The organism is Mycolicibacterium hodleri, from assembly GCF_025822245.1.
GTDB classification, from domain to species: Bacteria; Actinomycetota; Actinomycetes; order Mycobacteriales; family Mycobacteriaceae; genus Mycobacterium; species Mycobacterium hodleri.
In genome coordinates this window covers 1-12,456 of sequence record NZ_JACKTL010000052.1, presented here as the reverse complement: position 1 = coordinate 12,456, position 12,456 = coordinate 1, and the positions used below count along the sequence as shown (strand labels likewise).

13 protein-coding genes are annotated in these 12,456 nt (G+C 68.8%); 4 read left to right on the top strand and 9 right to left on the bottom strand.

All coding sequences use genetic code 11. The features are described 5' to 3' along the window. Positions 1 to 36: 36 nt before the first annotated feature. Positions 37 to 1,578, bottom strand: coding sequence for an IMP dehydrogenase (guaB, locus tag H7J06_RS21880; RefSeq protein WP_264041231.1), 1,542 nt, complete (start codon positions 1,576 to 1,578; stop codon positions 37 to 39). A 176-nt stretch (positions 1,579 to 1,754) separates the two neighbouring features. Here guaB and H7J06_RS21875 point away from each other — a divergent pair, with 176 nt between their 5' ends. Further along, positions 1,755 to 2,159, top strand: a complete 405-nt coding sequence (locus H7J06_RS21875; RefSeq protein ID WP_056556921.1) for a DUF5319 domain-containing protein — start codon at positions 1,755 to 1,757, stop codon at positions 2,157 to 2,159. 33 nt (positions 2,160 to 2,192) lie between these two features. Here H7J06_RS21875 and H7J06_RS21870 read toward each other — a convergent pair whose 3' ends face one another. From H7J06_RS21870 to H7J06_RS21860, 3 genes are all read right to left on the bottom strand, one after another. Beyond that, positions 2,193 to 3,419 carry an anti-sigma-D factor RsdA gene (locus H7J06_RS21870; RefSeq protein WP_264041230.1) on the bottom strand — a complete coding sequence of 409 codons (1,227 nt, stop codon included), beginning with the start codon at positions 3,417 to 3,419 and terminating at the stop codon, positions 2,193 to 2,195. Then, a complete protein-coding gene (locus H7J06_RS21865) occupies positions 3,412 to 3,990 on the bottom strand; it encodes a sigma-70 family RNA polymerase sigma factor (RefSeq protein ID WP_264041228.1) in 579 nt (192 codons plus the stop codon). The genes H7J06_RS21870 and H7J06_RS21865 overlap by 8 nt, the downstream gene beginning before the upstream one ends. An 88-nt stretch (positions 3,991 to 4,078) precedes the next feature. Beyond that, positions 4,079 to 4,855 carry a hypothetical protein gene (locus H7J06_RS21860; protein ID WP_264041226.1) on the bottom strand — a complete coding sequence of 259 codons (777 nt, stop codon included), beginning with the start codon at positions 4,853 to 4,855 and terminating at the stop codon, positions 4,079 to 4,081. 438 nt (positions 4,856 to 5,293) lie between these two features. On the opposite strand from H7J06_RS21860, the gene H7J06_RS21855 reads away from it, so the two are divergent. Further along, entirely contained in the window at positions 5,294 to 5,584 is a 291-nt protein-coding gene (locus tag H7J06_RS21855; RefSeq protein ID WP_056556934.1) for a WhiB family transcriptional regulator, read from the top strand. Here the strand turns inward: H7J06_RS21855 and H7J06_RS21850 are convergent, their stop codons facing one another. After that, positions 5,585 to 7,102, bottom strand: coding sequence for a threonine/serine exporter family protein (locus H7J06_RS21850; protein WP_264041225.1), 1,518 nt, complete (start codon positions 7,100 to 7,102; stop codon positions 5,585 to 5,587). 204 nt (positions 7,103 to 7,306) lie between these two features. Here H7J06_RS21850 and H7J06_RS21845 point away from each other — a divergent pair, with 204 nt between their 5' ends. Further along, positions 7,307 to 7,483 (top strand): hypothetical protein, encoded by a 177-nt coding sequence (locus H7J06_RS21845; protein ID WP_264041224.1) that lies wholly within the window; start codon positions 7,307 to 7,309, stop codon positions 7,481 to 7,483. A 7-nt stretch (positions 7,484 to 7,490) separates the two neighbouring features. Here the strand turns inward: H7J06_RS21845 and H7J06_RS21840 are convergent, their stop codons facing one another. The 4 genes from H7J06_RS21840 to groES form a co-directional block, all read right to left on the bottom strand. Then, positions 7,491 to 8,075, bottom strand: a complete 585-nt coding sequence (locus tag H7J06_RS21840) for an HD domain-containing protein (protein WP_264041222.1) — start codon at positions 8,073 to 8,075, stop codon at positions 7,491 to 7,493. Beyond that, on the bottom strand, positions 8,072 to 9,007 hold the full coding sequence (locus H7J06_RS21835) for an NADP-dependent oxidoreductase (protein WP_264041391.1): 936 nt from the start codon (positions 9,005 to 9,007) through the stop codon (positions 8,072 to 8,074). The genes H7J06_RS21840 and H7J06_RS21835 overlap by 4 nt, the downstream gene beginning before the upstream one ends. 190 nt (positions 9,008 to 9,197) lie before the next feature. After that, positions 9,198 to 10,823, bottom strand: a complete 1,626-nt coding sequence (gene groL / locus H7J06_RS21830) for a chaperonin GroEL (RefSeq protein ID WP_264041220.1) — start codon at positions 10,821 to 10,823, stop codon at positions 9,198 to 9,200. A gap of 96 nt (positions 10,824 to 10,919) precedes the next feature. Further along, positions 10,920 to 11,222 carry a co-chaperone GroES gene (gene groES, locus H7J06_RS21825; protein ID WP_149480186.1) on the bottom strand — a complete coding sequence of 101 codons (303 nt, stop codon included), beginning with the start codon at positions 11,220 to 11,222 and terminating at the stop codon, positions 10,920 to 10,922. A 581-nt stretch (positions 11,223 to 11,803) separates the two neighbouring features. Between groES and H7J06_RS21820 the strand changes: the two genes are divergently transcribed. Then, a partial coding sequence (locus H7J06_RS21820; protein WP_308205818.1) for a DUF222 domain-containing protein occupies positions 11,804 to 12,456 on the top strand: 653 nt, incomplete at its 3' end.

Genomic DNA, 12,456 nt, shown 5'->3' with positions numbered 1-12,456 from the left:
TTGTCTCTCTTCGCGCGAGCGCTCATCGGCGGTTCCCTAGCGCGCGTAGTAGTTGGGGGCTTCGGTCGTCATCGTGATGTCGTGCGGATGGCTCTCCTTGAGCCCCGCCGCGGTGATCTGGACGAACTGCGCCTGCTGAAGGTGCTCGATGGTCGGCGACCCGGTGTACCCCATCGCCGCGCGGAGCCCACCCGTGAGCTGGTGGATGACGGTCGACAGCGGACCGCGGAACGGCACCCTGCCCTCGATGCCCTCGGGCACCAGCTTGTCCTCGCTCAACACGTCGTCCTGGAAGTAGCGGTCCTTGGAGTAGCTCTTCTGCTCGCCCCGGCCCTGCATGGCGCCCAATGACCCCATGCCTCGGTAACTCTTGAACTGCTTGCCGTTGACGAAGATGAGGTCGCCGGGCGCTTCGGCAGTGCCCGCGAGCAGGGACCCCAGCATGGCGGTCGACGCGCCGGCCGCCAGGGCCTTGGCGATGTCGCCCGAATACTGCAGGCCGCCGTCCGCGATCACCGGAACGCCATGCGGCGCGCACGCCGCGACGGCTTCGAGGATGGCGGTGATCTGCGGTGCTCCGACTCCGGCGACGACGCGCGTGGTGCAGATGGAGCCGGGGCCGACGCCCACCTTCACGGCGTCGGCGCCGGCCTCGACCAGCGCGAGGGCCGCAGCGCGGGTGGCGACGTTGCCGCCGACCACCTCGACGCGGTCCCCGGCGACGGTCTTGACCCAGTGCACCATGTCCAGCACGCCACGGTTGTGGGCGTGCGCGGTGTCGACGATGACGACGTCGACGCCCGCGTCGACGAGGGTCATGGCCCGCTCCCGGGCGTCGCCGCCGACGCCGACCGCGGCGCCGACCAGCAGACGGCCGTCGCTGTCCTTGGTGGCCAGCGGGAACTGCTCGGTCTTGACGAAGTCCTTGACGGTGATGAGGCCGGTCAGCTTGCCGTTGCCGTCGACGATCGGCAGCTTCTCGATCTTGTGCCGACGCAGCAGGCCGAGCGCGGCGTCGGCCGTCACACCCGCTTGCGCGGTGATCAGCGGCGCCTTGGTCATCACCTCGGACACCGGCTTGTTCATGTCGACTTCGAAGCGCATGTCACGGTTGGTGATGATGCCGACGAGTTGCCCGTTCCCGTCCACGACGGGCAGCCCCGAGATGCGGAACCGGGCGCACATGGCGTCGACTTCGGCGAGCGTGTTGGACGGGGAGCACGTGACGGGATCGGTGACCATGCCCGCCTCGGAACGCTTGACCGTCTCGACCTGCCCGGCCTGTTCGGCGACGGGCAGGTTGCGGTGCAGCACGCCCATGCCGCCGGCGCGGGCCATCGCGATGGCCATCCGCGATTCGGTCACGGTGTCCATCGCCGAGCTGACCAGCGGCACCCGCAGGCGGATGCGCCTGGTCAGCTGGCTGGACGTGTTCGCGTTGGCCGGAACGACGTCGGATGCCGCGGGGAGCAGGAGAACGTCGTCGAACGTCAGCCCGAGCATTGCGATCTTGGTGGGATCGTCCCCTCCGGTGGACACCGGTACGGCGATGGGAAGGTCGCTTTCAGCGATCGACATGGGTGGGCCTCCAGGTGGCGCAGGACTAAGGGACCATCCTATCGGGGTCCCGCGCAGAGCTTGGGTTCCACGCACCGTTGGCAACGCGGTTGCAACACCGGACATGCCGCGAGCGAGCCGTGGTCTACGGTGTGGACGGCTGGCGCGCACCCCGGCGTGCTGAGTAGTGTGGAGCCGTGCGTGACCATCTGCCACCGGGTTTGCCGCCCGATCCCTTCGCCGATGATCCGAGCGACCCCACCGCGGCGCTCGACGCACTGGAGCCTGGCCAGCCACTCGACTCCCAGGAACGCATTGCTGTCGAGGCCGATTTGGCCGATCTTGCCGTGTACGAAGCGCTTCTGGCGCACAAGGGCATTCGCGGTCTGGTCGTCTGCTGTGACGAATGCCAGCAGGACCACTATCACGACTGGGACATGTTGCGGGCCAACCTCCTGCAGCTGCTGGTGGACGGCACCGTGCGACCCCACGAGCCCGCCTACGATCCCGAACCGGATGCCTACGTCACGTGGGACTACTGCCGCGGTTACGCCGACGCCTCGCTGAACGAGGCGACGACGGAATCCGACGGATATCGCTGAGGGCTTACTTCTCCCTCGTCACACCCAAGCCGGCTAGGCCGGCGGTACGACCGTCGTCGTGGTCGTCGCGGTTGGTGCCGCGGGCGCCGTCGAGGTGGCCGCCGGGCTGGGCTGCGCCGGTGCGGTAGCGGCTGGCGCCGGCGTCGGGGTTACCCGCGGGGGAACCGCAGGTGGTTCCGCGATGGTCGAGGTCGGCCGTTCGGCGGGCGACGAGGCGGTCGGTGACGTCGACGACTGCTGAGTAGCGGCCGGCTGCCGCGTCACGGTCGTGGTGGTGGTCGTGCTCGGGGCAGCGGTGGTGGTCACGGTCGTGCTGCTCGGCGCTGCCGCGGTGCTGCTCGGCGGAGTCGACGACGGGGGCCCGGGTTCCGCCACCGGCGACGACCCAGACGTGGACGGCACGGACGTCGAGGTCGGCGACGCGGTCGAGGACGACGGAGACGTCGACGTTTGGTCGGACGGCGGCGTGGTGCTCCCGGGCGCCACCGTCGAATCCGAGGGCGAGGTCTCGGTGGTCTCGGTGGTCTCCGACGTCGACGGCGTAGTGGTCGGCGAGTCCGACGTCGTGGTGTCCGAACTCGGGGTCGCGTCGATCACCGGCACCGGCAGCCAGGTCAACGGCGACGAGGGCAGGGCCGGCAACGGCTCCCCCGGCGGCAACGTGGCGGCGGGGTCCTGCTCGACCACCTTGTAGGTCAACGCGTTCCACTGCTCGACGAGCTGCTGCTTCTGTTCGACCTGGCCGACGTCCTGCACGGTCGTGCTGACGGCGACGAGCTTGCTCTGCGCCTCTTCCCACTGCCCGTTGTCGATGAGCTGCTGCACCTGCTGAAGCTGCGCGGACGCCAGGGACACCTGGTCGTCGCGGGTCTGCTCGTGCTGCCCGAACAGGGCGGTCCGTATGCCGTACAGGCTGTCCCCGGGCCCGGCGCCGTACACGGCCGTCCCGAAGCCGCCGATGCACAGCATGGCGGCGGCCACCGAGCCGACGACCGCGAGATGTCGGCGGGGGCTTCTGTTCTTGGCCATGCCGCCGTTGAGGGCCTCGACGGCGGCACTCAGCGAGACCGGCGAGGTGACCGGCGCGTCGCGCACGTCGTCGCGGAGCCCGGCGAAGAGGAAGGCCAGTTCGGCCTCCGCATGGTCGGTCGGGTAGGCGGGTTGCTTGGCGGCGAGCGCCTCGAAGAAGCGATCGGCGCGGTTGATCTCGTTGAGCGACGGATCTCCGCCGCCATTGGTCCACCGACTGGAATCAGGCATCAGCGCGTCCCGTTCCGTTCAGTTCGCCCTTGAGTCGTGCCAGCGCCCGGTGTTGGGCGACCCGCACGGCGCCGGCAGTGCTGCCGACGGCCTCGGCGGTCTCCTCGGCGCTCATGCCGACGACCACCCGCAGTACCAGGATCTCTCGTTGCTTCTCGGGCAGGATTGCCAGCAGTTTGTTCATGCGTTCAGCTGCGTCCGAGTCCATCGCCATCTGTTCGGGACCGGCCTCGAGCGAGGGTCGGTCCGGAAGGGTGTCGGTTGCGTCGGCCCGGTTGCGCCCTTGGGCGCGGTGAGCGTCTGCAACCTTGTGAGCGGCGATGCCGTAGACGAAGGCCAGGAACGGTCGTCCCTGATCCTTGTAGCGCGGCAGCGCCGTGATGGCGGCCAAGCACACCTCCTGAGCAACGTCGTCTGCTGACAGACCGCTGCGTTCCGCTGATCCGACCCTCGCCCGGCAATACCGGAAGACGATCGGCCGGATGGTCTCCAGCACTTCCCGGAGTGCATCCCGATCGCCGTTAACCGCTCTGGCCACGACACCATCGAGACTGTCTCCCGAAATTGTCATCGTGGGCAGTATCTCCAGCGTTACGGATGGGGCGGATATCGGCGGGTGTGCCAGCTAAAGACTAGTGATCGTCCAGTGACTCGCAGACTCACCGCGCCGTCCACGCGCCGCCCCGGTGGCGGACGAGGTCTGCCGACGCGTCGCGAACTGCGGCAATCTGCGCCGGGGAGTGCACGGCGCTTCCGATGTCGGCGAGCAGGCACGCCACGGCCCAGATCAGCGGCACCAGCCCGAGCCCCTTGGCGCTCGACAGGGCGTCGTCGGCCACGTCACGGGACGCCTCGAGGTCGCCGACGGAGCAGAGCGCGGCCGCCAGGACGACCCGGGACTTGGTGTCATGGCGCGCCGAGCCGAAGTCCGACGCCAGGTCCACCGCGCGCCTGGCGTGAGCCACCGCGGCGGCACCGTCGCCGGTGAACATCGACAGTTCCGCGCTGACCCAGGCCAGGCGGATCGGCAGTCGGCCGGCGCCGGCGCCCAGCAGATTGTGGGCGCGTAGCAACAGTTGCGCCGACAGAGCGAATCGGCCCACGCCCAACGCGTCGGCGGCCAGCCCGACGAGCGCATCGGTGCCCGCGGTGACGTCCGAGCCGGCGGCCGCCCAGGCCCGGCCGTCCCAACCACGGGCGACGCGGTGTCCGCCCAACTGGCGAAGGAACGACGCGCGGGTGCTGCTGGCGAGCGACGCCACTGCGCCCTGGGGGTGGATACGGGCGAGCGCGTCGAGGTCGGCAAGGGCCGCGCAGTAGCGGCCCTGTCCCCCGGCCGCGACGGCACGTAGCCACAGGTCCGTCGGGGTGGTCGCCGGGGGAAGGGGCCAGCGGCCGGGTTGTTCCCCGAATGCGGCGTCGGCGAAGTCGGTCATCAGCGGGGACGTTATCAACGTGGAACGCGTGCCGAGACGCCCGTCGGCGGGGTCGAACCCGCCGTGTCGCCGTTGCACGTGCCAAGTTTGGTTAACAGTGAATGCTCGCCGTGTTACGTCCAGGTCAACCGGGGCGGCGCGCTCTACGCGCATGGATGCCGACCATGGGCTCGCGAACAGCGCAAACGCAGGATCACGTCGGCCTGAGCGAGATGTCGAGTGGTCGGTCTCGTTTCGCCCGCGTCGCATTGATGAACGTGATGTAAATTCTCGGCCTGCCGTTATGTGGTTGAGCACATGCGCGGGCTATTGACCCATGTTCACGAGCCCTTCTAGTTTGTGTGCACGAGTAGTCATCGGCGACACGTGCTCGGATCGGTTACACGACTCACGCTTTCGATCGTTCGCGAAAGATGTGCGTAGAGAGGGGTTTTCCCAATGCCACAGCCGCAGCAGTTGCCCGGGCCCAACGCCGACATCTGGGATTGGCAGATGTCAGGACTTTGCCGGGGCGTCGACTCTTCGATGTTCTTCCATCCCGACGGGGAGCGTGGACGTGCCCGTGCCCAGCGGGAAATGCGCGCCAAGGAGATGTGCCGCAGTTGCCCGGTGGTGACGCAGTGCCGGTCGCACGCCCTTGCAGTCGGGGAGCCCTACGGCATCTGGGGTGGCCTCAGTGAGTCCGAGCGCGAGCTCCTGCTCAAGCGGGGCATTCGCCGCAGCGCCTAGCTACGGCTTCCCGTTCATCGCCCGGTCGACCGCGTGCGCCGGGTCGACGAACGCGGCGTGACCGTCTGATCCCGGGCGGGCCCGACGGCTGAGTCGGCGTACCTGGAGCCGCCGTGTGCGGACCTGGAAGGAGCTCCACTCGCCAAGGGTGACGCCGGCCGCCAACGCGGTACCGATGGCCATTGCCCCCAGCACCGAGGCGAACCCGACGGCGTGTTGATCGTTGAGGATCGCGTAGATGCCGTGCAGCAGGGCCAGACCCGGCAGCAGCGGGACGATGCCTGCGATGGAGACGACCAGCGGCGGTGCCAGACTGCGGCGCTCCATGAGCCGGCCGACGAGTCCGATCGGGACCGCGGCGGCGAATGACGCCACCACCGCACCCAGGCCCAGTCCCTGAGCCAGCAGGAACACGACCGTGCCCGCGGCACCGCCGAACGCGGCGGCCACCGCCGAGTTGCGTTCGGCGTAGCAAGCCAGGGCGTAGGCCGCCGCGCTCGCGGCACCGAAGGCCACCCTCGCCGGCATCTCGGCCAGCGCCGGCGGCGCGTAGGCGCCGATCGCGACGAACGGCGCGCCGAACTGGCTAGCCAGGTGCAGCACCAGGGCCACACCGGAGATGGTGGCGGCGGTCATCATGACCAACTCGAAGAACCGGGCCGCGGCCGTCACGGGCGCACCTGTGATGACGTCGCCGACCGAGCCGACCAGAGACAGCCCGGCCAGCAGGACGACGAGTCCCGCGGCAATTGCGACGGTTGGCTCGAAGTCCAGGCCGATCTTGGGACTGAGCCAGTAGAGCACCAGCGGCGGCGCGGTCGCGATCGCGCCCCCCACCGCGTACTGGAAGAAGAACGGCAGTCCGTGCCTGTTCAGTTGGCGGTTGACCCGATCGATCGTCATGGCACTCAGCGCACTGACGAGGCAGGCGAGCAAGCTGGCGCCGAGGGTTCCGGCGGTGGCGAAGGCGAGCGCACCCCAGGCAAGGGTGGCGATCCACCGCTTGTAGGGATGTGGCGCGGTGGTGATGGCGTCGAGTTCGTCACGCGCGGTCGTCGGGGACAACTCCCCCGCGCGGATGCGGGTGATCAGCCGGTCGACGGCGGCAAGTCGGCTGAAGTCCATCGACCTGCTCTGCACGATGTGCAGGGTGCTGGCAGGCGCGGCCGTCGGGCCGCGGTAGGCGGACACGTGGATCGTCGTGTTGATGACGTCGACCTCGCAGCGCTCCAGGCCGTAGGCGAGGGTGATCGCGGTGACGTTCTCCATCGTCGCGGTGGCCGGCATTCCGGACGCCATCAGGATGGCGCCGATCGATCCGGCCAGGTCGAGCACCTCACCCACTCGCGCGCTATAGGCGGCGTCGAGTTTCTGGCTACTCTCCGTGATCCGCGGGAGGCTGCCGGTCGGCGGGTCGGTTTCGCGCACGATGCGATTCAGAATGTCGCGCTGACGCGCCCGCCACTGCTGGCCCGCATGACTACCGGGCATGTTCACTGCACTGATCTCCTGTTTCACGGCCGCTCCGACACTCATCGGTGTGGGTCAGGAGCAAAATCGATTTTACTCATGGCAACCCCTTTTTCGGTGCTTAGGCACTCGTGAGACTGGGCACACAAGCGCCACGAGCGGCGTTTTCTAAGCGATCTATTAGGTTAGCTTCCTACTTTGATGGGCATCCATTGCTCAACGCATGAGCGACCCAACGGAAAGGCACCGGCGATGACGTCAACCATCGAAAACGGAACCACGCATTGCCCGCGGTGCGCGGCCCCACTCAACTTTCAGCTCGACGCCGTCAGCGGCGGCGGTCTGCAGTACGAGGTGTCGTGCTCGCCGTGCAACCAGATCTACTTCCACGTCAGTACGTCGCAAACTCGTCTGCCCGTCGCAGCCTGAGGTAGCCCTAGCCGTCGAGCGGGTTGGCCGCGATGCGGCCAGCGCCCCCGCTGGCCATCGAGGCGGCTGCGGCACCGTCGGGTTTGCGCGCCGCCTGGTCTTGGAAGCACGCGACGAACTCGCGCCCGAAGCCCAGCCGCGGATGGCGCCCCACGATCTCCGCCCTCGCCGCCAGGGAGAATTCCTCGGGTCGCCGCCCCGCCACGTCCCAGCTGGTGGCGACCTGCAAGAGATGAGACTCGGGGTCGACGGCCGCCGAGACGTCGTCGCGCATGTGCCGCACGATGATCTCCGTCGCCCTCTCCGCCCGATCGGCGGGCCACCCCGCCGCCACGCCGAAGACCCAGGCCACGTCGCCGCCGGCTTGCTCGAACGACATCCGATGGCTGTCGAACGAGTCGGTCAGGGCGATGTCGTGAAGCATCGCCGAGACGTAGAACAGCTCGTCGTCGACGGCGACGTCGTGCGCGGTGGCGTATACCCGCCCCCACAGGTACGAGCGCACGCAATGGTTGAGCAGTGCCGGCGTGTAGAAGCGGGTCGCCACGGCCAGCGCGGCCGTCGCCGCCGGCGTTTGGGGAATGTCCGTCATCGGCCGTCTCCCTCCGGTTGACCCTCGTCGACGACGCGGATGACGGGCTTGCCTTGACCGCGCGTGCCCGGGGCGAACGCGTCGGGTGCGTCCTCGAGGGCGTACGTCGCGCCCAGGAGAGGCCGCAGCCGGCCGTCTCGAAGCCGGATCTCCAGCTCGGCGAGCCCTGCGCGGTCGGGCTCGACGACGAAGAAGACGGCCCGTCCCGCCTCGGGCCGGGTCCGCGGCGGTTCGGCGATGCTGACGAGCGCACCGCCGCGGCGCACCAGCGCCGCCGAGCAGTTCAGAAGCTCGCCGCCCAGTACGTCGAACACGACGTCGACCCGGCCGACCCCGTCGAGCTGGTCGTGCTCGAGGTCGACGAAGGAGTGCGCACCCAGGTCGAGCACGGCCTGTCGATGAGCGGCGCGGCCGGTGCCGATCACCCGGGCTCCCACCTCCCGCGCCAGTTGAACCGCGACGGAGCCGACGCCGCCCGCGGCGCCGTGAACGAGGACGGTCTGACCGGCGTCGAGGCGGCCGTGGGTGAACAGGCCCTGCCATGCGGTCAGGCCCGAGATCGGCACCGCCGCGGCGGTGACGTCGTCCACCTCGTCGGACAGGGCGACGAGGTTGCGCGCCTCCACCGCGACGTATTCGGCCAGTGTGCCGTCGCGGCACCAGTCGGTGATCCCGAAGACGCGCTGCCCAATGTCCAATCCGGTTGTGCCGTAACCCAATTCGGTGACCACACCGGCGACCTCGTGGCCCGGCACGGTGGGCGTCCGATCCCGCCCGGCCCGGTCGGTCCAGGTGGCGGGCCAGTCCAGTTCACCCGGGGTGAAGCCGGCCGCGTGCACCCGAACCACGACGTCGTTCTCCGCGGCGTGTGGATACGCTACGTCGGCGAGCTCGAGCCCGGCGGTGCGATTCCGCGCGATGACCGCCCGCATGGTCGTCACGCCGATCCCTGACGAACGGCGGGGAGACGCAGGGCGACCTTGGTCGTTCGGATGGCCACCATGCGTTCCACGCTAGCCCCGAATCGGCCCCGTCGACGGGCCAATCGAACGCCGCGAGCGAGGGCCAAACGAAACAGCGCCCCCGACCGCGTGGCCGGGGGCGCTGCTCGAGCGAACTCTCCTAGTGCGAGTGTCCGTGATGCCCGTGGCCGTGTCCGTCGTCCTCGGACGGGGCGGGCTTCTCGACCACCGCGGTCTCGGTGGTGAGAATCATCCGGGCGACCGACGCCGCGTTGAGCACCGCGGAGCGGGTCACCTTGACGGGGTCGACGACACCGTCGGCCAGCAGGTCGCCGTAGGTCAGCGTCGCGGCGTTGAAGCCCTGACCCGCCGACAGCTCCGAGACCTTGTTCACCACGACCGAGCCGTCCAGCCCGGCGTTGGTGGCGATCCAGAACAACGGCGAGGACAGCGCGGAGGCGAAGACGGTGACGCCGAGCGCCTGGTCTCCCGACAATGACTCACGCAGGGCCGGCAGAACCGACCCGGCCTGGACGAGGGCACTGCCACCGCCGGTGACGATGCCCTCCTCGACGGCAGCCTTGGCCGCGGAGACCGCGTCCTCGACGGCTTCCTTGCGCTTCTTGAGATCGGTCTCGGTGGCCGCGCCGACCTTGATGACCGCGACGCCGCCGGAGAGCTTCGCCAGCCGCTCCTCGAGCTTCTCGCGATCCCAGTCGGAGTCGGTCGCCTCGATCTCGGCGCGCAGCTGAGACTTGCGGCCCTCGATGGCGTCCTGGCTGCCACCGCCGTCGACGATCACGGTGCTGTCCTTGCTGACGACGACGCGCCGGGCGGTACCCAGCACCTCGAGGCCGACCTCGCGCAGCAGCAGACCGACGTCGGGGTTCACCACCTGGCCACCCGTGACGACCGCGAGATCGTCGAGGAACGCCTTGCGGCGGTCACCGAAGAACGGCGCCTTGACGGCGACGGCCTTGAGCGTCTTGCGGATGGCGTTGACGACGAGGGTCGACAGTGCCTCGCCCTCGACGTCCTCGGCGATGATCAGCAGCGGCTTGCCCGACTCGGCGACCTTCTCCAGCAATGGCAGCAGGTCCGGTAGCGAGCTGATCTTCTCCCGGTTCAACAGCACCAGTGCGTCTTCGAGGACGGCTTCCTGGGCGTCGAAGTCGGTGATGAAGTAGGCCGAGGTGAAGCCCTTGTCGAAGCCGACGCCCTCGGTGACCTCGAGCTCGGTGTTCAGCGTCGAGGACTCCTCGACGGTGACGACGCCGTCGTGGCCGACCTTGGTCATGGCCTCGCCGACCAGGGCGCCGATGACCTCGTCACGCGAGGACACGGTGGCGACCTGCGCGATGCCGTTCTGGTCGGTGATCGGGGTGGCGGCGGCCAACAGTGCCTCGGACACCGCGTCGGCGGCCTTGGCGATGCCGAGTCCCAGTTCGATGGGGTTGGCGCCGGCGGCCACGTTGCGCAGACCGGCCTTGATGATGGCCTGGGCCAGCACGGTGGCGGTGGTGGTGCCGTCGCCCGCGACGTCGTTGGTCTTGGTGGCCACGGACTTGACCAGCTGCGCGCCGAGGTTCTCGAACGGATCCTCGAGGTCGATCTCCCGGGCGATGGTCACGCCGTCGTTGGTGACGACCGGGCCACCGAAGGCCTTGGCCAGGACGACGTGCCTGCCCCGCGGCCCCAGCGTCACGCGGACCGCGTCGGCGAGCTTGTCGACGCCGGCTTCCATGGCCCGGCGCGCAGTCTCGTTGAACTCAATCTGCTTGCTCATGATGGTTCTTTCTGTCTACGTAGATGAGACGCAACGCATGCCGCCCCGGACATCACCCGCGTATGACGGGGATCTCCGGGGCGGAATGGGTGATGCTTACTTGGAGACGACTGCCAGCACGTCACGTGCCGACAGAATCAGGTACTCCTCGTTGTTGTACTTGATCTCGGTGCCGCCGTACTTGCTGTAGATGACGGTGTCGCCCTCGGAGACGTCCAGGGGGATGCGCTTCTCGCCATCCTCGTCCCAGCGGCCGGGGCCTACTGCGACGACGGTGCCTTCCTGCGGCTTTTCCTTGGCGGTGTCGGGGATGACCAGACCAGAAGCGGTCGTAGTCTCGGCCTCATTGGCCTGAACGAGGATCTTGTCCTCGAGTGGCTTGATGTTCACGGCCACGATTAGCCCTCCACATTGATAGGGGTGCGATCCGGGACGATTCCCGGACCTTCACGGATTTCCTGCAATTGTCATGTCGATCGGCACACGTCCTGAACCTCGACACCGTCGTCGCGGGAGCCGGAGCGGGGTTTGGCCGCCTGCCACTTAGCACTCTATACACGCGAGTGCCAGTACTCAAGGGTGGGTCCGCCTCTCGTGGATCTTGATCGCCTCGACCCCGAAGAACGTCGGGTCGTAACCTCGGACGAATGCTGGTGTGGATCAACGGCGCGTTCTGCTCTCGCGGCGACTGCCAGGATCTCCGCCAGCGGCGGACCCGGGTGATGTCCACCGTGCGTCACGCGGAGGCGTCCCATGACGGTCGGGCGCCGTCGACGTGCGGCATCACGCGCCGACCCCTCACCGGACACCCAGCGCCGACGTCTGCGGGCTGGCCTAGGTGGGAGGCCGCGCGCTCGGCCGGCTAAGTGTCGCCTTGTCCGATTCGTGGTGTCCCATCAGCGTGTCATACCCCCTATCTACAATCGAACACATGAGCGAATCGGGAGCGTCGGCGGCGTTGCTGCAGCGGATGTGCTCGGCTGCGCGGGCCGAGGCCTGCGCCGCCGCCGAACGGCTCGTCGCGATCGGAGAGCTGGTGTCGTTGCATACCCCCTATCTACGCCACCGACGCGGTCACCCTGGAAGTCGCTGCCGCCCTGGGCATCAGCCGCGACCTGGCCGCCAGCCACGTCCGCTACGCCCACGCCCTGCGGTTCTGCCTCCCCCGCTTGGGTAGGGCGTTCATCGCCGGCGACATAGACGAGACCACCTTCCGGGCCTGTGTGTTCCGGACCGGGCTCATCGTCGACGACGACACCCTGGCCGCAGTGGACGCCGAACTCGCAATCAGCGCCCCGCGCTGGGGGTCGTGCAACCGCTCCCAGCTCGCCGCGCGCATCGACCGGGTCATCGCCAAGGTCGACCTCGACGCCGTGCGGCGGCGCCGTGACCGCCTCGCCGGACGCGACGTGGTCGTCGGCGACGTGGACAACGGGCTGGCCGAGATCCACGCCACCGTCTCCGCACCCGACGGGCACGCCTTCAACGACCGCCCAAGGTCGACCTCGACGCCGTGCGGCGGCGCCGTGACCGCCTCGCCGGACGCGACGTGGTCGTCGGCGACGTGGACAACGGGCTGGCCGAGATCCACGCCACCGTCTCCGCACCCGACGGGCACGCCTTCAACGACCGC

What these genes read in the sequence shown, in the direction of transcription:
- H7J06_RS21845 (WP_264041224.1), top strand. Translation starts at nt 7,307, where the DNA reads ATGACGTCAACCATCGAAAACGGAACCACGCATTGCCCGCGGTGCGCG.
- H7J06_RS21840 (WP_264041222.1), bottom strand. Translation starts at nt 8,075, where the DNA reads ATGACGGACATTCCCCAAACGCCGGCGGCGACGGCCGCGCTGGCCGTG.
- H7J06_RS21835 (WP_264041391.1), bottom strand. Translation starts at nt 9,007, where the DNA reads ATGCGGGCGGTCATCGCGCGGAATCGCACCGCCGGGCTCGAGCTCGCC.
- H7J06_RS21865 (WP_264041228.1), bottom strand. Translation starts at nt 3,990, where the DNA reads ATGACAATTTCGGGAGACAGTCTCGATGGTGTCGTGGCCAGAGCGGTT.
- H7J06_RS21855 (WP_056556934.1), top strand. Translation starts at nt 5,294, where the DNA reads ATGCCACAGCCGCAGCAGTTGCCCGGGCCCAACGCCGACATCTGGGAT.
- H7J06_RS21860 (WP_264041226.1), bottom strand. Translation starts at nt 4,855, where the DNA reads ATGACCGACTTCGCCGACGCCGCATTCGGGGAACAACCCGGCCGCTGG.
- guaB (WP_264041231.1), bottom strand. Translation starts at nt 1,578, where the DNA reads ATGTCGATCGCTGAAAGCGACCTTCCCATCGCCGTACCGGTGTCCACC.
- groL (WP_264041220.1), bottom strand. Translation starts at nt 10,823, where the DNA reads ATGAGCAAGCAGATTGAGTTCAACGAGACTGCGCGCCGGGCCATGGAA.
- H7J06_RS21870 (WP_264041230.1), bottom strand. Translation starts at nt 3,419, where the DNA reads ATGCCTGATTCCAGTCGGTGGACCAATGGCGGCGGAGATCCGTCGCTC.